This window comes from Cupriavidus sp. GW822-FHT02D05, assembly GCF_058802485.1.
Window position 1 is genome coordinate 50,877 of sequence record NZ_JBXAOE010000037.1, and the last position, 21,244, is coordinate 72,120.

Consider the following 21,244-nt stretch of genomic DNA (forward strand, 5'->3'; position numbering starts at 1 on the left):
CGACACCTTCGGCCGGGAAAGGGCTATTATTCCAACGGCAATGCACGCACTGTTTTTGCCGAGGCAAGTACTGTAGAGAGGTTCCCCGATAAGCTGACAAGGAGAGCGGCGACATGGAAATGAGACACTTTGCAGCCACCGTCGCCGTCCTGGCCGCGGGTAGTGCCTATGCCCAGTCAAGCGTGACACTGTATGGCCTGATTGACGTGGGCATCGAATACCAAAACCACCAGTCCGGCGGCAACCATGACGTGACGCGCCTGACCTCCGGCAACCTGGCCGGCAGCCGTTGGGGCCTGCGCGGCGTGGAAGACCTGGGAGGTGGCCTGAAGGGAGTCTTCGTGCTGGAAAACGGCTTCACGGTGGACGACGGCAAGTCATCCTTCTCAGGCCGTCTGTTTGGTCGCCAGGCCTATGTCGGCCTGCAGAACAAATGGAACGCCCTGACCCTGGGCCGGCATCAGACCCCGTTCCATGATTTCAACGTTGACTTCGACCCGATGGCCGTCAGCACCAACTACTCGATCCTGGGGCAGGACGCCGCTTTCGGCAGCCGTGCCGATAACTCGGTCAAGTACGTCGGCACCTTCAGTGGCCTGTCCGCCAGGGCCCTGTACAGCTTTGGCGCGAACACCGGCGCCGGCGCCTCTGGTGAGGTCCCTGGCAGCCCGAAGATCGGGCGCGAGTACAGTGCCAGCCTGACCTACGCTGCGGGTCCGTTCGCTGTCGGCGCCATCTACGACTCGACCAATCCCGGCGCGGCTGCGACCGGTGCCCTGACGGATGCCGAAATCCGCCGCGCCGGCCTGGCCGGTTCGTACGCCATCGGCCCCGTCAAGGCCTACGCTGGCTATCGTTGGGCCAAGGCGCTCGGTGGCGCCACGCTGCCGGGCAACCTCGGCCCTAACAACGTCTCGAATTTGTACTGGCTGGGTCTGCGCTATCTGCTGACCCCGGCATTGTCCCTGACAGGCGTTGCCTACTTCCAGGACTTCCGGGGCACCAATGCGGATCCGTGGAGCTTCGTGGCATCGGCTGACTACGCTCTGTCCAAGCGTACCGATGCTTACTTGAACCTCGGTTACACCAAGAACAAGGATGGTTCGAATCTGGGTCTGACCGCAGGTGGCACCGGCTCCGTCCAGGGCAGCGGCTTCGGCACGGTTGCCGGCTCGGAAAACCAGTTCGGTGCGGTGCTTGGCATCCGTCACAAGTTCTAGCAGGCTGTCCCCTAGAAATCCGCTGCCACCTCCGGATCGGAGACGGCAGCGCCCTCTTCCTCCTACGCTTCAAATACATGATGCAGTTTTGGCGCATCAATTCCCGCTATATTCATCTCGATCACCTTGCGCCCGACACTGGCTGGCCGTACCTCCTCGGCGTCTATATAGAACTGGCTATACCAGTCCCGCATCTGGTAGATGGGCCCATCTCCCTCGCACAAAAGCGGATTGTCGGTGCGGATCTTGGAATCCCAGATGGCCACATCCTCGTAGAAGGCATTGCGCGCCTGCTCCACGTAGGCTTGCGCAATCGCCTCATTCTGCTCGTCGGAAAGGCCGGGGACCTTCTTTACCAGGACACCATAGCGCAGCTCGAAGCTGTTCATGTCGATGGGCACATGGCAGTTGAGCAGAATCGAATGGATCGGCTGACCGTCCATCTGGCCACGCATTTCCGTAATGTGGTACGCCGGGCCGAAATAGGTGGATAACGCGGTCAGGCAATCTCCGGCGGAGAGTCGGGCGCTGCGGCCGACCAGCACTTGCGTGGCCTTGTGGCCCTCGAACAGATTGGCGAAGTAGTCGATCGGCGCACCGTGCACGGTGTCGAAGTGAGCCATATCGGAGATATTGTCGACCAATTCCCGGCAGTTCGTTTGAATCACCATCTTGTCGATTGCCCACGCGGACCATTGCTCCGAGTAGCATGCCTCGATGCGCGGGATCGCCACCTCGGGTGGAGGTGCGTTGCCCTGGGGATCGTGCCAGATGAAGAGCAGATTGTTCTGCTCGCATGTATCCCAGCTGCCGATGCGCGCCTTCGGCGGCACTCGCTTGCAGTAAGGGATCGACTTGCAAGCGCCATCGCCGCCCCACTGCCAACCATGGAAGGGGCACACCAGCTGGTCGCCTTGCACGGTACCGGTACTAAGGTCCGCGCCCATATGCGGGCAATAGCTATCAATGATGCGAATGGTGCCGGCGGAATCGGCAAAGGCGGCAAGGCGGCGGCCGAAGATGTTCAGTGTGTGCGGCTTCCCGTCGCGGTAGTCCGCGACCGGCCCAAGGCAATGCCAGCCGCGCGCATACCGCGATTCCAGCGGCCGGGATTCAATTTTGTAGCCAGGTGCAGGCATGTCTCCTCCTTTTGATTTAGCACGTTCCACAGTACATAGCCCAGGGCCATGCCTCATCGTCTCTTCAGACTAGACAGCGAAAGATGCACGCGGTGGGCGTAGCCGATCAAAGCGAGCCCGGAGATGGCACACATAAATGCTTCGGTAGTCCGGGAAGACGATGCCAGGCAGTTGTATCATCGCGATCATCGGATAGTCGGCGGCTCCTCCTCTATCGCCCAACGTGGACGACATCGATGAGCCAGGCCAGGAATCAACCCACTAAATTCATCGCACGCCCAGACAGACCGCGGGACGCTGCGACAAAAAAGGATTAGGAAATACCATGAAACGCCGAGCGCTTATCTCGGGATTACTGGCAACCGGAGTTGCCGGCGCGGCTGGACTGCTGAGCGCGAAATACTTCAGGGGTTCTTCCAAGACAGGCCAGTTCAAGGGGCCCGCGATCGGCGATGGGGTGACAGGCCCCAAAGGCATGGTCTGGGTCCCTGGGGGGACATTCTTGATGGGCAGTTCATCCAAGCGGGCCCTTCCCAGCGAAGGACCGGCCCACCGCGTGCAAGTCAGCGGGTTCTGGATGGACAGTTTCGATGTGACAAACGCCGATTTCAGACGCTTCACCGAAGCCACTCGGTACGTCACGACAGCTGAGCAGAAACCAAAGTGGGAAGACATACGCCCGCAACTGCCGCCCGGCACGCCAGAGCCCGATCCCGGGACGCTTGTCCCCGGCAGCATGGTGTTTGTCGGCACGAACGAACCCGTCGACCTGGGCGATTGGTCGCGCTGGTGGAGGTATGTGCCTGGGGCAAATTGGCAGCATCCGCTCGGCCCCCATAGCAATCTGGCCGATAGGGAGAATCATCCTGTGGTGCAGGTGTCGTACGTTGACGCGCTGAACTACGCCCGTTGGGCTGGAAGGCGCCTGCCGACCGAAGTGCAGTGGGAATTCGCCGCGCGTGGCGGCCTCGAACAAGCGGACTACGCCTGGGGAGACGAGCTCACTCCCGATGGCAAGAAGATGGCCAATACGTGGGACGACCGGGGGCGTCAGTTTCCGGTTGTCAGCCGCAATGAAAAGGTCCAGGTCGGCACATTGCCCGTTGGCAATTTCGCGCCGAACGGCTATGGCATCTACGATATGGCCGGCAATGTCTGGCAATGGACGGCTGACTGGTATCGCTCCGACGCGTTCGCCATCGCGGCCCGCAAAGGACAAGCCTTGGACCCCCAAGGCCCCGTCGACTCCTATGACCCCGACGATGCAGGGGTACCCGTCGACGCCCCCAAGCGAGTCATACGGGGCGGCTCTTTTTTGTGCAGCGAGACTTATTGCACCAGCTACCGGGTCAGCGCAAGGAGAGGGTCGGACCCGTTCAGCGCCATGTCGCACCTGGGCTTTCGCACGATCATGACGCAACAGGACTGGCTTGCCAGGAAATCGAGTACCGGCTGACAGCGCGTCGGTCCGGGCGTGGCGTCGGGAAGCCGGGCGAAATCGGCCCGGCATCGGTGGTCGGAAGTCACGCAAGTCTCAATCAGCCTGCGCGGCAGCCAGTATCGTGGTCAGCCTGGGATCCGCCGGTGGCCCGTAAATGCAGGAAACGCCGGCGGGATCATAGATTTTTGCCACGCAAGCATTACAGCTGTCGCATGCCGAACGTGTCACCGCGCCGGTTCGCCAGTGATCGGCCAGGGCGGGATCATGGATCAGCGCCCGCGCCAGGGCAACGCAGTCGAAGCCCTCGCCCAACAGCTGCCGCACATTGTCCAGCGACTTCACGCCGCCAATATAGGCCAGCGGCATCCGCACCGCCTGGCGGATCACCCGGGAAGCCTCAAGGAAATACAGTTCACGGAACTTCAGCTCGCGCGGGGTACGCTTCTCCAGAATCGAGATGCCGAGCCTGGCCAGCGCGTGCGGCGCCGTGGCTTTCATCTGGGCCGTCGGCATCGCACTGCCAAACAACACCCACGGGCTTTCGACATTACGTCCGCCACTCAGCGTCAGCAGGTCAGCCCCCTCCCTTTCCAGGATGCGCGCCGTGATGGCGGAATCCGCTGCCTCGTTGCCGCCGGGCACACCGTCAACCACACTCAGTTTGCAGCACACCGCCAGTTCCGCCCCGACGGCGTCCTTGACGTGGCGCAGCACCATCGCCGGGAAGCGCGTGCGGTTTTCCACTTCACCGCCAAAACGGTCGCGCCGCCGGTTGCTGAGCGGAGACAGGAACTGATTGAGCAGGTAGCCGTGCCCCATATGGATCTCGACCGCGTCAAAGCCCGCCTCCCGCGCGAGGCGCGCAGCATCGGCGAACTGCATGGCGACCCGGGACATATCGCTCTCGCCCATGGCGCGCTGGAAATACACGCCATACATCATGCCGAAGGCATTCAAGCCGGCCGATGCGGTCAGCGGCGCGCGGCTCCCGCCATGCCGCATCATCGTAAACGAGCCGGCATGCGTAATCTGCAGGCAAGCCGCAGCGCCCTCACGATGCACCGCGTCGGTCAGCACCCGCAGATGCGGTATGGCCTCGCGGGTCAGGACGAGCTGATGCGAGAAGGTCAGCCCCTCCTGCGCGACGGCAGCATACGCGACCACCGTCATGCCGATGCCACCGGCAGCGATATCCCGGTGATGCTTGACCAGCGCCTGTGTCGGCAATCCTTGCGGTGTCATGCCCTCGTTCGCACCTGCCTTGATCAGGCGGTTGCGCAACGCAAGGGGGCCGATCCGGATCGTTGAGAACGGCGATCCATCAGTGGGGGCCTGCTGCGACATCTTATTCTCCTTCCTGCGCGATGCTATGTCGCGCCTGGCACGCCACGCCCTGCCTCATGCGGCAGGGCCGCCGGCTACTATCGTTTGATGACTGCCCCACGGCCCGGCCCGGCCATCCGCGGGACGCTATGTCGAATCGCGAGGAGTGCACTCGCGATGTCCAGATCGAGATGTGAATTGTAAGCGTCCGCCCCCGCCGAATTGCAGCAGATTCTTCAAATGATGACGGGCCGGCCGCGCGAAGGCCCGGCGGTTCAGGCCGCGTCGGACTTGAACGGGCGCCCTTCGCTACCGGCCATCTTGCCCACGCGTGCCTGCGCGCCGCGGGCTTTGTTGCCGGCCGGCCGGCGTTCCTCCTCTTCCACGCCCAGCCAGCTCGCCAGCGCCGGCAACAGGAAGACGGCGCCGAACAGGTTGACCATGAACATGAAGGCCAGCAGGATGCCCATGTCTGCCTGGAACTTGAGCGCCGCGAAGGCCCACGTACCCACCCCGATGCACATTGTCATGGCGGTGAACAAGGCGGCATTGCCACGCTGGCGCATGGCCTCGGCAAACGCCTGCGGCAGGCTCTGCCCTTCATGGCGCAACTGGTGCTGCATGCGCTCATAAAGATAGATGCCATAGTCCACGCCAACCCCTACGCCCAGCGTGATCACCGGCAGCGTCGAGACCTTCAGGCCGATCCCCAGCCACGCCATCAGCGCACTGCAAAGGACGGACACCAGCGTCAGCGGCACGATGATGCACAGCACGGCCCGCCAGGAACGGAAGGTCAGCAGGCACAGCAGCGTGATGGCGCCGAAGATCGCCAGCAGCATGGTTACCTCGGCTTCGTCCACCGCTTCGTTGGTGGCTGCCATCACGCCGATATTGCCGCCGGCGAGGCGGAACGCCACGTTCGGCGTCTTGTCCGCGGCAATCAGGTGCTGGATCTCCTTGACGATATGGGCAATGGTGGCGCCTTCGTGATTGGCTGTGTAGATCAACACCTGGATGGCCTGGCAGTTCGCGGTGTTCATGCCGTTCTCCGGATCGAAGGCCTTGGCGCCCTGTGTCAGGCCATCGCTATTGCGCGGCAGCGCCTCCCAGCGTGGATTGCCTTCGTTGAAGGCGCCGATCATCACCTTGGCGAGCGACGGCACGCTCACCACCGATTGCACGCCCGCCACACCGCGCAGGTTCATCTCGAAGCGCTCCACCGCGCCCATCACCGGATAGTGCAGGCAGGCGTCGTCAAAGCCTTTGGGTTCCACCACCACCGTGAGCACGTCCACGCCGATGTTGTACTGGCCGACGATCTGCGCGTTATCGCGGTTATAGCGCGAGTCGGCGCGCAGTTCCGGGGCACCGTTGCCGATATCGCCGACCCTTAGTCCCCGTGACTGCACCGCACCGAACGCCAACAGCGCCAGCGACACGCCGAACACCACCAGTGCCGGCCCCGGGCGGGCAAAGTGGCCGAACCGGTTCCAGAAGGTGCCATGCCGCCCGGCACGCGCCCTGGCGGCCGCCACCACGCGGGGCTCCAGTCGCGTGTACGACAGCAGCAGCGGCAGGAACACCTTGTTGGTGACGATCATCAGCAATACGCCGAGGCATGCGGTAATGCCCAGCTCACGCACGATCTCGATCTCGATGCGCATGATGACCATGAAACCCAGTGCGTTGGTCAGCAAGGCCACCGTGCCGGGGAGAAACAGCTTGCAGAAGGCCGCGCGCGCGCTCTCGACCGGGTCATTGCCCTGCACCACTTCCTGTTTCCAGGCATTGGTCATCTGCACCGCGTGCGAGACGCCGATGGAAAAGATCAGGAACGGCACCAGGATGGACATTGGGTCGATGCCGTAGCCCAGCAGCGGCAGCAAGCCTAGGAGCCACCCCACCGGCAGCAGCGCCACCACCAGCGCCAGCAGGGTAATGCGCAGCGAACGCGTGTAGAAGAACAGCATCAGCGCCGTCACCGCAAAGGCCAGCGCGAAGAACACCATCACCCCGGCAATGCCGTCTTCCACATCGCCGACAAGCTTGGCAAAGCCGATAATGCTCACCTCCACATCCGTGCCGCCCAGGCCGGTGCGGATTTGCTCCAACTGGCGTGCCACCTTGCCGTAGTCGAGCGCCGTGCCCGTAGCGGGATCCACATCGCTCAGATCGGCGCGGATCAGCGCGGACTTCAGGTCATTGCTTACCAGCCGGCCGATCTGGCCTGAGCGCGCCGCGTTGCGGCGTACCTGGTCGAGCTGCTCCGGGGTACCCGAGTATCGGCCCGGTACCACCACATCCCCCCGGAATCCCACCTCGGTCACCTCGGTGTAGCGCACATTCGGCGTAAACAGCGAGAACACATGTGAGCGGCGCACGCCTGGAATAAAGAACACATCGTCGGTAGCACGACGCAGCTTGTCCATGAAGGCCGGGTTGTAGATATCGCCCTCGCCCTTCCAGCGCAGGCTGATCAGCACGGTATTGGCCCCGGAGAACGTGCCGGCGTACTTGGTGAACACCTGCATATAGGGATGCTGCAGCGGGATCATCTTGTTGAATCCCGGATCGAGCCGCAGGCGCGTGGCGGACAAGCCCATCGCCATGGTCATCGCCAGGCACAGCACCAGCAACAGGCGGCGGCGCCGGATCAACAGGTCCGCGCAATTCGCGACGAAGCGGCTCAGGCGGGTGGTGGGGGCCCGGGGGCCGGGGATTTCGGGGCGGGTCATGGCGTTCTCGCTTCTATGCAATGCGGTGAGGTGCTAAGCGCTGCTGCTGTGGCGGGGAGAGGATCAGGGCGCGGCATCCGGGGCCAGGGTGAAGCGGGCAATCCCCGCGTTGCCGGCCAGCGTCAGGGCATTCCCCCTTGCGGCCGGAATGAGCGCAGCCAGCGTCTGCGCGCTGCCGCCCGCAACCGGCTTGAAATGGCGCCCGCCGTCCGCCGAGACGGCCAGCATGCCGCCCTGGCCGGCCACCGCGATGCGGCCGTCGGCCAGTTGCACGCCACCGAAGAACGAGGTCTTGAGCCCCACCTCGGCGGCCTCCCAGCTCGCGCCGAAGTCGGCGCTGCGCAGCACGTTGCCGCGCATGCCATAGACCAGCCAGGCGCCGTCGCGCAGCGGCAGCACGCCGTAGAGCGAGCCCGCGTAGGGCATCTTGACCGCTTCCCAGGTGCCGCCGCCATCGGCGGAGCGCAGCACCAGGCCGCTCTCGCCTACCAGCATCAGGCGGCCCTGATGATCCCCGGCAATGCCGTTCAGGTGCTTGTCCTGCATCAGCGGCGTGGCTGCGGACTGCCAGTGCCCGCCCTGGTCGTGCGACACCAGGAAGCGCCCGAAGCTGCCGATGGCGAACCACGGGCTAGTCGCCTGGCCCCAGACCCCCAACAGGGGGTCCGACTGTGCCGCATCGAAGGCCACCTGCTGCCAATGCTCGCCGCCGTCGGTGGTGCGCAGGATCCAGCCGCTGTGGCCGACCGCCACACCGACCTTATCGTCCTTGCCGCCGGCAAAGACAAGCTGCGTGAGCGCGGCGCCGTGCTCCGGCGTCACGCTGGCGAGCCGCCAGTGCGCGCCTTCGTCATCGCTGAGCAAGATCGTGCCGCGCTCGCCGACCGCCACCAGGCGGTCGCCGGACCGGCCGATGCCATTGAGCTGCAGCCGATCCGCCCGCAGCGCGGTGGCGGCGAAGGCAGGCAGGGGCCGCGGCGAGAAGGACCATGCCGCGGCAGCCAATACCGTCAGCGACATGGTGATGCCAATCACTTGTTTCATTGTCGTCTCCTCCGTGCCGGGGGCATGGCCGGCCTTGTGCTGGCCGTTCGCACTGCCACCGGCAATGGCCGCTACAGCACGTCGAACAGCGCGGCAGCGCCCATGCCGCCGCCGACGCACATTGTCACCACCGCGTGCGCAGCCCCGCGCCGGCGCGCTTCGAGCAAGGCGTGCGCGGTCATGCGCGCGCCCGACATGCCGAAGGGATGGCCGATCGCGATGGCGCCGCCATTGACGTTCAGCCGCGCGTCGGGAATGCCGAGCGTGTCCCGGCAGTACAGCACCTGGCACGCAAAGGCTTCATTCAGCTCCCAAAGCCCAACATCCTTGACCGTCAGGCCGTGGCGCGCCAGCAGCCTGGGCACGGCGAACACCGGGCCGATGCCCATCTCGTCCGCCGCGCAACCGGCCACGGCCATGCCGCGATAGCGGCCCAGCGGGCGCAAGCCGCGGCGCTCGGCCTGCTCGCGGCTCATCAGCAGCACAGCGGCGGCACCGTCCGACAGTTGCGAGGCATTGCCCGCGGTGATGTGGAGCCCTTGCGGCACCGCGCGCCCGCCACTCCATACCGGCTTGAGCGCGGCCAGGCTGTCGGCGCTGGTATCGGGCCGGTTGCATTCGTCCTGCGCGAGGCGCACGGTCTCATGTCCGGTAAGTGCGCCCGCCTTGTCGAACAGCGCGCGGCGCGTCTCCAGCGGCACGATCTCGTCGTCGAACAGGCCCTGGCGCTGCGCCTCGGCGGTGCGCTGCTGGCTGCGCAGCGCGTACTCGTCCTGCGCCTCCCGGGCTATGCCATAGCGTTGCGCCACCACTTCGGCGGTCTCGATCATTGCCATATAGGCGTCCGGTTGCCGGGCCAGCACCGCCTCGGATTGCGCGCGGTAGGCGTTCTTGTGCTTGTTCTGCGTCAGCGAGATCGACTCGGCGCCGCCGGCCACCACGATGTCGGCCTCGCCGCAGATGATGCTTTTCGCGGCCGTGGCGATGGTCATCAGCCCCGACGAACACATCCGGTCCATGGTCATGCCCGGCACGCTATCGGGCAGGCCCGCCGCCACCGCGCACAACCGGCCCAGGTTGTAGCCCTGCGTGCCCTGCTGCGCGGCGGCGCCGATCAGTACATCGTCGACCTCGGCCGGGTCGATCCCCGCCCGCTCGACCACGGCGCGCACCACGTGCCCGCCCAGCGCCGGCGCCTCGGTATCGTTGAAGGCGCCGCGGAATGCCTTGCCGATGGGCGTACGCGCCACGGCGACAATGACTGCTTCTCTCATGCTGCTTTCCTTGGAAGGATCAAAAGTAATAGCGGCTAATGGTGTCGGCCACGCAGGCCGGCTTATCCTCGCCCTCGATTTCCACGCTGACGCGCACCACCGACTGCACGCCGCCGGGCAGCGCCTCGGCGCGCACCAGTTCGCCCACGCCACGCAGGCGCTTCCCGACCCGCACCGGCGCCGGGAAGCGCACCTTGTCGCAGCCGTAGTTGACGCCCCAGCGCAGGTTTTCGACCGTCAGGATCTCCGGCAGGAACTGGTTGACCAGCGACAGGGTGAGATAGCCGTGCGCAATGCAAGCGCCAAAGGGGCCTTGCGCCGCGCGCTCGGGATCCACGTGCAGCCATTGGTGGTCGCCCGTGGCCTCGGCAAAGCCGTCGATACGCGCCTGCGTGATGAGGGTCCAGGCGCTGTGGCCCAGTGGCTCGCCCACGGCGCGCATCAGCGCCTCGGCGGAATTGAATACTCGTGTCATGGCTCTCCTTCCTTCGCTTCTTGCCCTACAACCGCTAAGCCCGCTGACTGCTGACTGGCAACACTTCGCCCGTCATATACGACGCATAATCGCTAGCCAGAAACACCATCACATTCGCCACCTCCCACACCTCGGCCGCCCGCCCGAACGCCTCGCGCGAGGCCAGTTCCCGCAGCAGTTCCGCTGGCGCCGACTTCCTCAGGAAATCGTGCAAGGCGATACTCGGCGCCACCGCATTGATGCGCACGCCGAACTCCGCAGCCTCCACCGCGCTGCAGCGTGTCAGCGCCATCACGCCGGCCTTGGCGGCGGCGTAGTGGGCCTGCTCCTTCTGCGCCCGCCAGCCCAGCACCGAGGCGTTGTTGACGATGGCCCCGCGGCGGCGCGCCTGCATATGCGGCAGCATGGCCCGCGTCATCCGGAAGGTGCCGGTAAGCGTAATGTCGAGCACCCGCGACCATTCGGCATCGTCCATCTCGACTATGCGGCGCGAGCCGCCCAGCCCGGCGTTGTTGATCAGCACATCGGTGCCGCCCAGGGCCTCCTCGGCTGCCGCCACCAGGGACCGCACCTGGGCCTGGTCGGAGACGTCACAAAGCTGGCCATGGATCGCCTGCAGGCCGGTCTCGGCGCGCAGGGTCGCCACAGCCTCGTCGAGCCGCCTTTCGTGGATATCGGAGATCATCAGCGCGCGGCAGCCCTCCTCCGCGCAGCGGCGGGCGGCGGCAAAACCGATGCCCGCGCCGGCGGCGGCGGTGATCAGCACGCTCTTGCCGGCCAGCAACTGGTGGCCGGCCACATAGGCCGGTGGAGGGATCGGGGTGCCGGCCATGGCCGGTTGCTTGTCTGCCATTTCAGTCATGACTGTCCTCTGGCCTCGCGGGGCATGCCCAGCCCGCGCTCGGCGATGATGTTGAGCTGGATTTCGTTGGTACCGGCGTAAATGGTGTCGGCGCGCGAGAACAGCGCCATCTGCTGCAGGCGCGTGCGGCGCACGTCCGCTTCGTCGATCCGGTTGGCGTTGGGGCCAAGCACGTCGAGCGCGAGCTGGCCCAGGTCGCGGTGCCAGTTCGACCAGTAGTACTTGTAGATCAGGGTTTCGCGCTGCAGCGCCGCGCTGGCATCGCCGGCACTGCCCTCGGCGCCTTCCAGCATGCGCAGCGCGTTGTAGCGCATCACCCGCAAGCCGGCCCAGGCGCGCGCCATGCGCTGGCGCAGCGCAGCGTCCTGCCAGGCGCCGTTGGCGCGCGCGGCCTCGGCGATCCAGCCAAGCTCGTGGGTGAACTGCATCTGCTGGCCCAGGGTGGAGATGCCGCGCTCGAAGCCCAGCAGCGCCATGGCGATGCGCCAGCCGTCGCCCGGCGCGCCCAGCACATCGCCGGCGGCGGCGCGCGCGCCATCGAAGAACACCTCGTTGAACTCCACACCGCCACCCATCTGGCGGATCGGGCGGATCTCCACGCCCGGCTGCGCCAGCGGCATCAGCAGGAAAACCAGGCCCTTGTTGCCGCGCGACGCCGCATCGCAGCGCGCCAGCACGAAGATCCAGTCCGACTCGTGGGCCAGCGAGGTCCACACCTTCTGCCCGCTCACGTGCCAGTCCCCGGTGACGGGATCGCGCTCGGCGCGGGTGCGCACATTGGCGAGATCCGAGCCGGCGCCCGGCTCCGAGTAGCCCTGGCACCAGAACTCCGTGCCGTTGCGGATGCCCGGCAGGAAGCGGGCCTGCTGCGCCTCGCTGCCAAAGGCGATCAGGGTCGGGCCGATCAGCCCTTCGCCGATATGGCCCATGCGGCCGGGGCCGCCGGCACGCGCGTACTCCTCCTGGAAGATCACCTGCGACATCACCGGCAGGCCGCGCCCGCCGTGCGCCTGCGGCCAGCCCACGCAGGTCCAGCCACCTTCGGCCAGGCGGCGCTCCCAGGCCTTGCGCAGCCCCGGATGCGCCTCTTCGTCGCCGGGGCCGCCGCGATGCTTCAGGCAGTCGAATTCGCCGCTCAGGTTGGCGGACATCCAGTCCGCCACCTCCGCGCGCAGTTGCGCTTGGCCAGCGGAGGCATTTTGGTTTTCCATCGAATCCATGCTTGTCCTTGCGCTGCTGATATGGCTCATGCGGCCAACAGGCCGTCGGCGATCCGGGCGAGCGCGGCGGCGGCACCTCCCAGCCAGCCGCCGGCGGCCTGCGCGCGCTTGAAATAGAGCTGCGGGTCGTACTCCCAGGTAAAGCCCACGCCGCCGTGCAACTGGATGGCTTCCTGGGCGCAGAAGCCGAAGGCGTCGCCGGCGGCAAGGCGCGCGGCGGCAACATCGAGCCTGGCTGCGTCGATCCTGTCACTTGCCGCGCCGCCTGCCGCGCCCGCCTGCCAGGCCCGCGCGGCGCCGTGCACCGCGGAGCGCGCGGCTTCCACCGCCACCATCATCTGCGCGCAGCGGTGCTTGACCGCCTGGAAGGCGGCGATCGGCCGGCCAAACTGGATGCGCTCGGCGGCATAAGCCACGGTGAGGTCAAGGCATTGCTGGGCGCCGCCAAGCTGCTCGGCGGCGAGCATCAGGCTGCCGTGCCACACGGCGGCGCCTACGCCCGCCGCCACTCCGGCGCCTTGCGCCAGGCAAGCGTTAGCCTCCACGCGCAGCCCGTCGAAGACGAGGTCCGCCAGCGCTCGGGTACGGTCCAGCACCGCCAGCCGGCGCAGCCCGAAGCCTGGCTGGCCTGCCAGCGCCGCCGCTTGCAACAGGAACAGCGCCGGCTGCCCTGCCGCGTCGCCGGACAGGCGCGCGGGCACCAGCAGCCAGTCCGCGCCGGCGGCGTCGAACACCTGCGCCACCTGCCCGTCCAGCACGAAGCCATGCCCGGCCGCGGCGGCAGTGACGGTCAGCGCATCGGCATCGAGCGAGCCATCCGCGCCGGGCGCCATCCAGCCGGGCAAGACCAGCGCGGCACGCGCCTCGCCCTGCGCCAGCCGCGCCAGCCACGGCGCGGCGGCCTCGGGCGCGAGGCTGCCCGCCAGCGCCGGCGCCGCCAGGCAGATGGCCGACCAGTACGGCACGCAGGCCAGCCGCTGGCCCATCTGCTCCATTAGCAGCGCCAGCTCGACGGCGCCCAGCCCGGCGCCGCCGGCCGCCTCCGGCAAGGCAATGCCGCACCAGCCCAGCTCGCCGGCCATTTCCCGCCACAGGGCGGTGTCATGGCCGTCCTGCGCCGTGCCCGCAACCGCATCCACCACCCGCCGGACCGCCGCCGAATCGCTGCGCACGGCCAGGAAATCGCGCGCGGTGTCGCGGATCATTTGTTGTTCCAGGGAGAGCGTGAAGCGCATCGTCCGTCCCCGCCTCAAGTGCCGTAGACGCGTTGCGCCGGCTCGGCGCGGGCGAGCAGCGCGTCGATCGCGCCGCCCAGCTCGGCCGCTTGCCAGCGCGTGCCCTTGTCGGTGCTCGCGCCGGTGCGCCAGCCGTGCGCCACCGCCACCATGCCGCCCGCCGCCTCGAACACGCGGCCGGTGACATGGCGCGAAGCCGCGCTGCCAAGCCAGACCACCAGCGGCGCGATATTGGCCGGGTCGTAGTAGTCGAAGCCTTCGGCCGGCGCCTTCATCATCTCCGCAAACACGCCTTCGGTCATGCCGGTGCGGGCCGCCGGCGCGAGCGCATTGGCGGTGATGCCGTAGCGCGCCAGTTCCGCCGCCTGCACGAGCGTCAGCGCGGCAATACCGGCCTTGGCGGCGGCATAGTTGGACTGGCCCACCGAGCCTTGCAGCCCCGCGCCGGAGCTGGTGTTGATGATGCGCGCATCGACCGGCCGTCCGGCCTTGGCTGCGTCGCGCCAGCGCCGGGCCAGCAGGTTGGCCAGGCAGAAGTGGCCGCGCAGGTGCACGCGCATCACATCGTCCCAGTCGGCTTCGCTCAGGCTGACGAACATGCGGTCGCGGCAGATGCCGGCGTTGTTGACCAGCACGTGCACCTCGCCGAACGCCGCCAGCGCGGCATCGACGATGCGCTGGGCCGTGGCCAGTTGCGTGATGTCGTCATCGCTGGCGAGCGCCCGCCCGCCTTGCGCGCGGATCTGCGCGCATACCGCCTCGGCCGCCTCGCGGCGAATATCGTTGACCACCACGCTGGCGCCTTCCGCTGCGAAGGCCAGCGCATAGGCGCGCCCCAGGCCGCCGCCGGCGCCGGTGATGATGACGGTCCGTCCGTCGCAGATTCCCATGTCGCTACTCCCCTTGTCCGTTGCTTGCGCCAGTACCCCGGGAACCCGGCTCACAGGCGCTCGATGATGGTGACGTTGGCCAGGCCGCCGCCCTCGCACATGGTCTGCAGGCCGTAGCGGCCGCCCGTGCGCTCCAGCTCGTGCAACAGCGTGGTCATCAGCCGCGCGCCGGTGGCGCCGAGCGGATGCCCCAGCGCGATGGCGCCGCCGTTCGGGTTGGTGCGCTCGGCCGGGTAGCCGGTCTCGGCCAGCCAGGCCATCGCCACCGAAGCGAACGCCTCGTTGATCTCCACCACGTCGATGTCCTCCCAGCGCAGGCCGCTGCGCACCAGCGCGCGTTTCGTGGCGGGAATGGGCGCGGTCAGCATCCACAGCGGGTCGTCACCCATCACGCTCATATGGGCGATACGCGCGCGCGGCGTCAGCCCGTAGCGCTTGAGCGCGTCTTCGGAGACCACCAGCAATGCCGCCGCCGCGTCCGCGGTCTGGCTGGAAACGGCGGCGGTCAGTGCACTGCCGGGCATCAGTGGTTCGAGCGATGCCATCTTGGCGAGCGTGGTATCGGGCCGCGGCGTTTCGTCATGGACTACGCCTGCGCAAGGCACGATCTCGCGCTGGAAGCGGCCGCCCTCGATGGCCATGGCCGCGCGCTGGTGGCTTTGCAGCGCGTAGGCTTCCATTGCCCCGCGCGACAGATTCCAGTGCCCGGCGATGCGCTGCGCGGCGTCGAACTGCGACACCGGCTGGTCGCCGAAGCGCGCCTGCCAGCCCTTGCTGCCGGAGAACGGATCGGAGAAGCCAAGCGCCTGCCCGGCCAGCATGGCCGACGAGATCGGGATCTGCGTCATGGTCTGCACGCCGCCGGCGACGACCACGTCCTGGTTGCCGCTCATCACCGCCTGCGCGGCGAAGTGCACAGCCTGCTGCGACGAACCGCACTGGCGGTCCACTGTCACGCCGGGCACAGCAAGCGGCAGCCCGGCAGCCAGCCAGGCGCTGCGGGCGATATTGCCGGCCAGCGGCCCGATGGTGTCGACGCAGCCGAACACCACGTCGTCGTACTCCGCGGCCGGGATGGCGTTGCGCCCCACCAGCTCGGCCAGCACGAAGCCGCCAAGGTCGGCCCCGTGCATGTGTGCCAGGCCGCCCTTGCGGCGTCCGGTCGGGGTGCGCAGCGCGTCGACGATATATGCATCTCTCATGGTCATTCCGCCTGTCAAAGTGTTGATGCCGAGTTGGCTGTGGTGGCAAAGGTGGCGCCGGCGCCGATCGGCGCGGCCCCGCCGAGGATGTGCGCGTCCACGCGCGCCTTGTGCAAGGCCCGGTCGCCCCAGCTGTCGGCCAGGGCCCACGCGCGCTTCATGAAGATCTGCAGGTCCAGCTCCCACGTGTAGCCCATGGCGCCGTGCACCTGCATGGTGTTGCGCGCCGCGAGCAGCGCGGCGCGCGTGGCGGCCAGCAGCGCGTGCGACACATGCAGCCCGGCGGTGCCATGGCCTTGCGCCAGCGTGCAGGCCGCGCGGTACACCACCGGCTTGGCGAATTCGTGCTGGATGGCGACATCCGCCAGCAGGTGCTTGAGCGCCTGGTTGGCGCCGATGGCCTTGCCGAACTGCTTGCGCTGGATGCTGTAGTCGATAGCGATATCCAGCATGCGCTGCGTCAGGCCGAGCATCTGCGCGGCGACGCCGAGCGCCCCGCGGTTGAACGCGGCTTCCCACACGGGCTTCGCGGCCGTCGCGGGCAGCAGCAGGCTGCCGTCGTCCGGCGCCCAACTGAGCGCGAAGAGCCGGCGTGAGGGATCAAGGCTCGCGTGCGCGGCGAGCGTGGCCTGCGCCGGCGGCACCAGGTGCAGCGCGCCACCGTGCTCGCAGAGGATGGCGTCGGCGACATGGGCGTCGGCCACCATGGCTTGTCCCGGATGCGCCACCGCCACGCGCACGCTGCCGTCCGCGATGCGGCCCAGCCAGCTTTCGCAGCGTTCGCGGGTGCTTGTGTCCCGCGTGGCGGCGTGGCAGTCCGACAGCATGCCGGCCGCCACCAGCGCGGTGTCCAGCAGCGGTTCGGCAAGGGCAAAGTAGCCACACTCCTGCGCCAGCGGCGCCCACTCGGTTTCGGACAGGCCCAGGCCGCCGCAAGCCTCCGGCACCAGCACGGCCGTCAGGCCCTGCCCGGCCAGCCGCTGCCAAAGCGCGTCGGAGCGGCCGCTTGCGCTGCTCCATTGTTCCCGCGCCAGTTCCGGCGTCATTTCGATCATCAGAAAGCGCCTGATCGAATCGACGAACTGTTGCTGCTCTTCGTTAAATGCGAATTCCATGGTGGTTCACGGTTGAGTCGAGGACGAAGCCGGACTGTCAGCCGCCGCGCGCTCAGGCGCGCGGCATTCCCAGCATGCGTTCGGCGACGATGTTGCGCTGGATCTCATTGGTGCCCGCGTAGATCGGCCCGGCCTGCGCGAACAGGAAGCCGTCGAGCCAGGCACCGAGCGTGCCTTGCGTCGCGTCTTGCGCGGGCACCAGCTCGCCCCGCTGGCCAAGGATCGCCAGCGCGGTTTCGTGCATGCGGATATCCAGCTCGGACCAGAACACCTTGTTGGTGCTGGACTCCGCGCCGATCTGTCCGCCCCTGACCAGCCTGCTGGCGGTGGCGTAGGTGGATAGCGCATAGGCCTCGGCATCCATCCAGGCGCGCGTGACCGCTTCACGCAGCGAGGGATCGCGGTCGGCCTGCTCCCGATGCTCGAGATAGAGTTGCACCAGCGCCCTCGCGGTCTCCTGGAAGCGCGCCGGCGAGCGCAGCATCAGCCCGCGCTCGAAACCGGCGGTGGCCATCGCCACTTGCCAGCCCGCGCCCTCCGCCGCCAGGCGGTTCTCCGCCGGCACCCGCACATCGTCGAAAAAGATCTCGGCAAAGCCGGTCAGGCCGTTGAGCTGGCGGATGGGCCGCACCGTGATGCCCGGCGTATCCAGCGGCATCAGCAGGAAGGTCAGGCCGTGGTGGCGCGACGAGCCGGGATCGGTGCGGAACAGGCCGAACAGCCAGTCGGCCCAGACCGCGCGGGTCGACCAGATCTTCTGCCCGTTGAGCACGTACTCGTCGCCCTGCCGGATGGCGGTGCAGCGGATCGCGGCCATGTCGGAGCCCGCGTTCGGCTCCGACCAGCCCTGCGCCCACACGTGCTCGCCGGCGGCCATGCGCGGCAGGAAACGCGCCTTCTGCTCCGGCGTGCCGAACTCCATCAAGGTCGGCCCGAGCAGGAAGATGCCGTTCTGGTTGACGCGCATCGGCGCGCCGGCCCGCCAGTATTCCTCCTCGAAAATCAGCCATTCGATCAGGTCGCAGCCGCGTCCGCCCAGCTCTTTGGGCCAGGTGACCATGCTCCAGCGCCCCTCGTACAGGGTGCGCTCCCAGGCACGATGCTGCGCGAAGCCTTCGGCGGTGTCGAAGCTGGCCAGCGGCGCGCGCGGCACGCGTTCGGCCAGCCAGGCGCGGATCTCGGCCCGGAAGGCCTGCTGGCGTTCGGTGTATTCAAGATGCATCTGGCCACCTCAGGCGTTGACGGTAGGAGCCTGCGCCGCGAAGCGCGCCTCGCGCCCTTCCACGAAGGCGGCGCGCGCCTCGTCGGAATCCGCGCTCATGTAGGCTTGCAGCGTGAAGCCCTGCTCCCAGCGGTACTTGTCCTCGAGATTGCCGTCCTCCACGCCGTTGAGCGCCTCCTTGGCCAGGCGCACCATGGCCGGGCTCTTCCGGGCGATCCGCCGCGCCATCTCCAGCGCGGTATCGCGTAGTGCCGTGCGCGGCACCACCCGTTCCACCGCCCCCAGGCGGTAGGCCTCGGCGGCGTCGATCATGTCGCCGGTGAAATACATCGCCCGCACCTTCTGCACGCCAAACATGCGCTGCAGGTGGGCACCGCCACCCATGGCGCCACGGTCGATCTCCGGCACGCCGAAGCGCGCGCACTCGGCGGCGATCAGGATGTCAGCCGCGCCGCAGATGCCGATGCCGCCGCCGAGCACGAAGCCGTGCACCGCCGCGATAACAGGCTTTGGATTGCGGTGGACCGCGCGGAAAGTGGCGTAGTTGCCGGCGTTGACCGCCACGATGCGCTGCGGGTAGGCCGCAAGCTCCTTGATGTCGACCCCGGCGCAGAAGCCGCGCCCCTCGCCGCGCAGCACGATCACGCGCACGGCGTCATCCCCGCCGAGCCGCTCGATGGCCGCCGCCAGCGCATGCCAGCCCGCGCTGCCCAGCGCGTTGACCGGGGGATGGGCGATCGCCAGTTCCGCCACGCCGTCCCGCACCTCGATGTGGAAGGGCTCGGTACCGTCCTGTGCTACAGGCTCGCTTGATCTCGTCGTTGTCATGAACGTCTGCCTTCAATATTCAATAGATGGCTTGGATGGGGTTGCTGCGTTCCGGCCTGGCGCTGGCTGGTCCCGCCAGGGCAGCCAGGCGCGCCTGGGCCTGCGCGGCGATGCGGGCAACAATCTGCTCGCAGGATTCAATGGCGCCGATGACCGCCGCGGCCTGTCCGCTTGGCAGCACGCCTTCGTCGGGATGGCCTTCGACCATGGCGCGCTGGATCAGCACAGGCGCGTTAGCCGCCATCAGCGTTTGCGCCGCGGTGTAGTCGTGCTGGCGCAGCGCGCGCCAGCCAACCGCCAGCATCTGCACAAGCCCCATGCCGCTGTGCCGGCGCCACTGGCGGGCGGTGGCCAGCGCCATCAGCGTGCGGCGCAGCGGTCCGGCCTGCTCCAGCGCCAGCAGCAGGCGGTTGTCGATCATCCGCTGCGGCAAGCCGTCGATGGCAAGCGAGACGCGGATCTGCGCCGCGTCCCGGACCGCCACGTAGCGCGCCAGCGTTTGCGCCGGCACCGGCGACTCACTCGACATCAGGAAGCGCGTGCCCATGGCGATCCCCGCCGCGCCGTAGGCCAGCGCCGCCGCCAGCCCGCGGCCGTCGAAGAAGCCGCCCGCGGCCACCACCGGCACCGCCACCTTGTCCAGCACTTGCGGCAGCAGCAGCGTGGTGGGCGTGCCACCCGTATGCCCGCCGCCCTCGCCGCCCTGCACGGTCACCACGTCAGCGCCCAGTTCCACGGCCTTGGCGGCGTGCTTGGCTGCGCCCACGGTGGGCATGCACACCACGCCCGCGGCCTTGAGCCGGCCGATCATGGCGGCGTCCGGCCCGCGCCCGTAGCTGACCGCGCGCAGCCGGTGGCGGATGGCCATCTCGACTACCTCATCCGCGTTGGGCTGGAACATATGGAAGTTGATGCCGAAGGGCTGGCCCGTGAGCGCCTTCACCCGCAGGATCTCTTGCTCGACTTCGCCCGGCTCGATGGTGGCGCCGGCCAGGAAGCCGAAGGCCCCGGCATTGCTGGTGGCGGCCACCAGGCGGGCATCGGCCACCCAGCCCATCGCGGTCTGCACGATCGGGTAGCGGCAACCCAGCAAGTCGCACAGCACGGTATGCAGGGGCGCGCCGCTCATGCCGCCTTCTCCTCGCCGGTGCGTTGCGATGCCGCCATGGCGCGTGCATCAAAGCCGCCCAGCTTGTCGCCGCTGACCAGCTCGTTGTGGGCGTGGGCGAAGTGGTGCCAGGCAAAGGCGGCATCCATGGCGGCGCGCTTGCCCTGCAGTTCTTCCACGTGATTGATGGCCTGCTTGGTGAGGCTCAAGCCCAGCCGTGGCATCTGCGCGATCTTGGCCGCCATGCCCTGCGCAGCGGCATCCAGCGCCTCGCGCGGCACCACGCGGTTGACCATGCCCATCTGGTAGGCGCGCTGGGCATCCATGCGCTCGCCCATGAAGAGGAATTCCTTGGCGATGCGCGGGTTGAGCTCGTAGGCGTGCGCGAAATACTCGACGCCCGGAATGCCCATGCGCACCACCGGATCGGCGAAGAAGGCATCGTCCGACGCGACGATCAGGTCGCACACCCAGGCCAGCATCAGGCCCCCGGCAATGCAGGCACCGTGCACCATCGCGATGGTCGGCTTGGGCAGGTCGCGCCAGCGCCGGCACATGCCGAGGTAGACCTCCTGCTCGCGGGTGTAAAGCATCTCGCCGCCGGGCTTGCCCACATGGTCGGGCCAGAGCGAGACGCGCTCGAACGACTCGCCAATGTCGCGCCCCGGCGTGCCGATATCGTGACCGGCCGAGAAGTGCTTGCCGGCGCCGCGCAGGATCACGACCTTGACCGCGTCGTCCGCAGCCGCGCGCCGGAAGGCCTCGTCCAGCGCGTAGGTCATCTTGGAGTTCTGCGCGTTGTGGTACTGCGGCCGGTTCATGGTGACGGTGGCCACGCCGTCGGCCGCTGCATAGAGCACCTCGGCGTTGGGGCCCAGCCCGAGGGATTCGGTGGCTTGCGATGACAT

General features: G+C 67.6%; 18 protein-coding genes. 2 read left to right on the forward strand and 16 right to left on the reverse strand.

Annotated features, from left to right (window positions below):
- The first annotated feature begins 113 nt into the window (after window positions 1–113).
- Window positions 114–1,220, forward strand: coding sequence for a porin (locus AC1RQK_RS34655; protein WP_492813904.1), 1,107 nt, complete (start codon window positions 114–116; stop codon window positions 1,218–1,220).
- Between the two features lie 62 nt (window positions 1,221–1,282).
- On the opposite strand, the gene AC1RQK_RS34660 is transcribed toward AC1RQK_RS34655, so the two are convergent.
- Window positions 1,283–2,359, reverse strand: coding sequence for a 3-ketosteroid-9-alpha-monooxygenase, oxygenase component (locus AC1RQK_RS34660; protein WP_492374311.1), 1,077 nt, complete (start codon window positions 2,357–2,359; stop codon window positions 1,283–1,285).
- Window positions 2,360–2,684: 325 nt separating this feature from the next.
- Between AC1RQK_RS34660 and AC1RQK_RS34665 the strand changes: the two genes are divergently transcribed.
- Window positions 2,685–3,815 carry a formylglycine-generating enzyme family protein gene (locus AC1RQK_RS34665; RefSeq protein WP_492813906.1) on the forward strand — a complete coding sequence of 377 codons (1,131 nt, stop codon included), beginning with the start codon at window positions 2,685–2,687 and terminating at the stop codon, window positions 3,813–3,815.
- A gap of 78 nt (window positions 3,816–3,893) precedes the next feature.
- On the opposite strand, the gene AC1RQK_RS34670 is transcribed toward AC1RQK_RS34665, so the two are convergent.
- The 15 genes from AC1RQK_RS34670 to AC1RQK_RS34740 form a co-directional block, all read right to left on the reverse strand.
- Window positions 3,894–5,144, reverse strand: coding sequence for an NADH:flavin oxidoreductase (locus AC1RQK_RS34670; protein ID WP_492374309.1), 1,251 nt, complete (start codon window positions 5,142–5,144; stop codon window positions 3,894–3,896).
- Window positions 5,145–5,398: 254 nt separating this feature from the next.
- Window positions 5,399–7,861, reverse strand: coding sequence for an efflux RND transporter permease subunit (locus AC1RQK_RS34675; protein WP_492813908.1), 2,463 nt, complete (start codon window positions 7,859–7,861; stop codon window positions 5,399–5,401).
- A gap of 63 nt (window positions 7,862–7,924) precedes the next feature.
- Window positions 7,925–8,905, reverse strand: coding sequence for a WD40/YVTN/BNR-like repeat-containing protein (locus AC1RQK_RS34680; RefSeq protein WP_492813910.1), 981 nt, complete (start codon window positions 8,903–8,905; stop codon window positions 7,925–7,927).
- A gap of 71 nt (window positions 8,906–8,976) precedes the next feature.
- Complete coding sequence (locus AC1RQK_RS34685; RefSeq protein WP_492376433.1) at window positions 8,977–10,179, reverse strand: acetyl-CoA C-acyltransferase; 1,203 nt, start codon at window positions 10,177–10,179, stop codon at window positions 8,977–8,979.
- A gap of 19 nt (window positions 10,180–10,198) precedes the next feature.
- Complete coding sequence (locus AC1RQK_RS34690) at window positions 10,199–10,654, reverse strand: MaoC family dehydratase (RefSeq protein WP_492376432.1); 456 nt, start codon at window positions 10,652–10,654, stop codon at window positions 10,199–10,201.
- A 34-nt stretch (window positions 10,655–10,688) separates the two neighbouring features.
- On the reverse strand, window positions 10,689–11,507 hold the full coding sequence (locus tag AC1RQK_RS34695) for an SDR family oxidoreductase (protein WP_492376435.1): 819 nt from the start codon (window positions 11,505–11,507) through the stop codon (window positions 10,689–10,691).
- A 5-nt stretch (window positions 11,508–11,512) separates the two neighbouring features.
- Window positions 11,513–12,727: an acyl-CoA dehydrogenase family protein gene (locus tag AC1RQK_RS34700; RefSeq protein WP_492376431.1), complete on the reverse strand. Its 1,215-nt coding sequence runs from the start codon at window positions 12,725–12,727 to the stop codon at window positions 11,513–11,515.
- 35 nt (window positions 12,728–12,762) lie between these two features.
- Window positions 12,763–13,941 (reverse strand): acyl-CoA dehydrogenase family protein, encoded by a 1,179-nt coding sequence (locus AC1RQK_RS34705; RefSeq protein ID WP_492376430.1) that lies wholly within the window; start codon window positions 13,939–13,941, stop codon window positions 12,763–12,765.
- A gap of 44 nt (window positions 13,942–13,985) precedes the next feature.
- Complete coding sequence (locus tag AC1RQK_RS34710) at window positions 13,986–14,861, reverse strand: SDR family oxidoreductase (RefSeq protein ID WP_492376429.1); 876 nt, start codon at window positions 14,859–14,861, stop codon at window positions 13,986–13,988.
- A gap of 50 nt (window positions 14,862–14,911) precedes the next feature.
- The gene (locus AC1RQK_RS34715) at window positions 14,912–16,063 is read right to left on the reverse strand and encodes an acetyl-CoA C-acetyltransferase (protein WP_492376428.1); all 1,152 of its coding nucleotides are present in this window, start codon (window positions 16,061–16,063) and stop codon (window positions 14,912–14,914) included.
- Window positions 16,064–16,077: 14 nt separating this feature from the next.
- Window positions 16,078–17,178 carry an acyl-CoA dehydrogenase family protein gene (locus AC1RQK_RS34720; RefSeq protein WP_492813914.1) on the reverse strand — a complete coding sequence of 367 codons (1,101 nt, stop codon included), beginning with the start codon at window positions 17,176–17,178 and terminating at the stop codon, window positions 16,078–16,080.
- Window positions 17,179–17,230: 52 nt separating this feature from the next.
- Window positions 17,231–18,400 carry an acyl-CoA dehydrogenase family protein gene (locus AC1RQK_RS34725; RefSeq protein ID WP_492813916.1) on the reverse strand — a complete coding sequence of 390 codons (1,170 nt, stop codon included), beginning with the start codon at window positions 18,398–18,400 and terminating at the stop codon, window positions 17,231–17,233.
- Between the two features lie 9 nt (window positions 18,401–18,409).
- Complete coding sequence (locus AC1RQK_RS34730; RefSeq protein ID WP_492376425.1) at window positions 18,410–19,228, reverse strand: enoyl-CoA hydratase family protein; 819 nt, start codon at window positions 19,226–19,228, stop codon at window positions 18,410–18,412.
- Between the two features lie 19 nt (window positions 19,229–19,247).
- A complete protein-coding gene (locus tag AC1RQK_RS34735; protein ID WP_492376424.1) occupies window positions 19,248–20,357 on the reverse strand; it encodes an NAD(P)H-dependent flavin oxidoreductase in 1,110 nt (369 codons plus the stop codon).
- A complete protein-coding gene (locus AC1RQK_RS34740; protein ID WP_492376423.1) occupies window positions 20,354–21,244 on the reverse strand; it encodes an enoyl-CoA hydratase in 891 nt (296 codons plus the stop codon). Before AC1RQK_RS34740 ends, AC1RQK_RS34735 begins: the two co-directional genes overlap by 4 nt.

What these genes read in the sequence shown, in the direction of transcription:
- AC1RQK_RS34655 (WP_492813904.1), top strand. Translation starts at nt 114, where the DNA reads ATGGAAATGAGACACTTTGCAGCCACCGTCGCCGTCCTGGCCGCGGGT.
- AC1RQK_RS34660 (WP_492374311.1), bottom strand. Translation starts at nt 2,359, where the DNA reads ATGCCTGCACCTGGCTACAAAATTGAATCCCGGCCGCTGGAATCGCGG.
- AC1RQK_RS34665 (WP_492813906.1), top strand. Translation starts at nt 2,685, where the DNA reads ATGAAACGCCGAGCGCTTATCTCGGGATTACTGGCAACCGGAGTTGCC.
- AC1RQK_RS34670 (WP_492374309.1), bottom strand. Translation starts at nt 5,144, where the DNA reads ATGTCGCAGCAGGCCCCCACTGATGGATCGCCGTTCTCAACGATCCGG.
- AC1RQK_RS34675 (WP_492813908.1), bottom strand. Translation starts at nt 7,861, where the DNA reads ATGACCCGCCCCGAAATCCCCGGCCCCCGGGCCCCCACCACCCGCCTG.
- AC1RQK_RS34680 (WP_492813910.1), bottom strand. Translation starts at nt 8,905, where the DNA reads ATGAAACAAGTGATTGGCATCACCATGTCGCTGACGGTATTGGCTGCC.
- AC1RQK_RS34685 (WP_492376433.1), bottom strand. Translation starts at nt 10,179, where the DNA reads ATGAGAGAAGCAGTCATTGTCGCCGTGGCGCGTACGCCCATCGGCAAG.
- AC1RQK_RS34690 (WP_492376432.1), bottom strand. Translation starts at nt 10,654, where the DNA reads ATGACACGAGTATTCAATTCCGCCGAGGCGCTGATGCGCGCCGTGGGC.
- AC1RQK_RS34695 (WP_492376435.1), bottom strand. Translation starts at nt 11,507, where the DNA reads ATGGCAGACAAGCAACCGGCCATGGCCGGCACCCCGATCCCTCCACCG.
- AC1RQK_RS34700 (WP_492376431.1), bottom strand. Translation starts at nt 12,727, where the DNA reads ATGGAAAACCAAAATGCCTCCGCTGGCCAAGCGCAACTGCGCGCGGAG.
- AC1RQK_RS34705 (WP_492376430.1), bottom strand. Translation starts at nt 13,941, where the DNA reads ATGATCCGCGACACCGCGCGCGATTTCCTGGCCGTGCGCAGCGATTCG.
- AC1RQK_RS34710 (WP_492376429.1), bottom strand. Translation starts at nt 14,861, where the DNA reads ATGGGAATCTGCGACGGACGGACCGTCATCATCACCGGCGCCGGCGGC.
- AC1RQK_RS34715 (WP_492376428.1), bottom strand. Translation starts at nt 16,063, where the DNA reads ATGAGAGATGCATATATCGTCGACGCGCTGCGCACCCCGACCGGACGC.
- AC1RQK_RS34720 (WP_492813914.1), bottom strand. Translation starts at nt 17,178, where the DNA reads ATGGAATTCGCATTTAACGAAGAGCAGCAACAGTTCGTCGATTCGATC.
- AC1RQK_RS34725 (WP_492813916.1), bottom strand. Translation starts at nt 18,400, where the DNA reads ATGCATCTTGAATACACCGAACGCCAGCAGGCCTTCCGGGCCGAGATC.
- AC1RQK_RS34730 (WP_492376425.1), bottom strand. Translation starts at nt 19,228, where the DNA reads ATGACAACGACGAGATCAAGCGAGCCTGTAGCACAGGACGGTACCGAG.
- AC1RQK_RS34735 (WP_492376424.1), bottom strand. Translation starts at nt 20,357, where the DNA reads ATGAGCGGCGCGCCCCTGCATACCGTGCTGTGCGACTTGCTGGGTTGC.
- AC1RQK_RS34740 (WP_492376423.1), bottom strand. Translation starts at nt 21,244, where the DNA reads ATGTCATCGCAAGCCACCGAATCCCTCGGGCTGGGCCCCAACGCCGAG.